The 449-nt window shown below is 61.0% G+C and carries 1 protein-coding gene and 1 pseudogene; both read right to left on the bottom strand.

Annotated elements, in window-relative coordinates; translation table 11 throughout:
* On the bottom strand, positions 1-194 hold a 194-nt coding region (locus tag B3605_RS22105), incomplete at its 3' end, for a disulfide bond formation protein B (RefSeq protein WP_296436059.1).
* Between the two features lie 50 nt (positions 195-244).
* Positions 245-449 (bottom strand): annotated as a pseudogene (locus B3605_RS22100) (DedA family protein); the annotation flags it as partial.

Genomic DNA, 449 nt, shown 5'->3' with positions numbered 1-449 from the left:
AGCGCCGATGTGATGGCGCCGATGATGACCAGCGGGATGCCGTAATAATAGGGCTGGCGCTGCATCAGGCAGAGCTCGCAGGGAATATAGCCGCCGATATACTGGAAGCCGAGCGCGGAGCCGATGACCACGGCCATGCCGATCGCCAGCACGATGGAATAGATGAAGGTGGGACGGCGGACAGAGAAAGTCATGCGGGGGCTCCGGGCAAATGGCGCATGGGGACTATGGTGTTAGCGGATAATCAGTGGGCAAGCAGCTTGTAGCCGACACCTGCCACGATCAGCACGCCGGCAACGATCGCGGTGATCTGGCCGAGGCGCTTTTCGATGAAGTGGCGGATCGGTTCGCCATAGCGACGCAGCAGCCAGGCGAGAAACAGGAAGCGCGCGCCACGGGCGATGATGGCCGAGATGATGAAGAAGCCGAGGTTCATGTGAATGACGCCG

This window comes from Rhizobium sp. UBA1881 (genome assembly GCF_002338015.1).
In the GTDB taxonomy this organism is placed as follows: domain Bacteria; phylum Pseudomonadota; class Alphaproteobacteria; order Rhizobiales; family Rhizobiaceae; genus Rhizobium.
Note: the sequence above shows the minus strand (reverse complement) of the source record. Positions and strands in the feature narration are given on the sequence as shown.